The organism is Alphaproteobacteria bacterium, from assembly GCA_030739735.1.
GTDB lineage: Bacteria > Pseudomonadota > Alphaproteobacteria > UBA7887 > UBA7887 > UBA7887.
Window position 1 is genome coordinate 1 of sequence record JASLYQ010000060.1, and the last position, 571, is coordinate 571.

Consider the following 571-nt stretch of genomic DNA (forward strand, 5'->3'; position numbering starts at 1 on the left):
CGCAGCCCCCGGTTTTGGAGACCGGTGCTCTACCAGTTGAGCTACACTCCTATCTGAGAGTTGCAAAACCATTTTAGAGCGATCCCTGAAACTATTCAGAAATTTCAGTAACTACTCCAGCTCCAACTGTTTTTCCGCCTTCGCGAATTGCAAACTTAAGTCCTTTATCCATTGCAATTGGAGCAAGCAAAGAAACTTCCATAGTAATATTGTCTCCGGGCATTACCATTTCTGTTCCTTCTGGCAATTTAATAGTCCCAGTTACATCAGTAGTTCTGAAATAAAACTGGGGTCTATAGTTTGAGAAAAAAGGAGTATGTCTTCCACCTTCTTCTTTTTTTAGAATATAAGATTCAACTTTAAACTTTGTATGAGGTTTTATTGATCCCGGTTTAGCAAGTACCTGTCCTCTTTCAACTTCTTCTCTTTTCGTTCCTCTGAGCAAAACACCTACATTATCACCAGCTTCTCCTGAGTCTAATATTTTTCTAAACATTTCAACACCAGTGCAAACTGTTTTTTGTACTTCTCTAATTCCAAGAATTTCTATCTCTTCACCAACTTTTACCCC

At 38.9% G+C, this 571-nt stretch carries 1 protein-coding gene; it reads right to left on the reverse strand.

The window, feature by feature from the left end; genetic code table 11:
• Positions 1-91: 91 nt before the first annotated feature.
• Positions 92-571 (reverse strand): EF-Tu/IF-2/RF-3 family GTPase (locus QF629_13060; protein ID MDP6014447.1); only part of this gene is annotated, 480 nt, incomplete at its 5' end.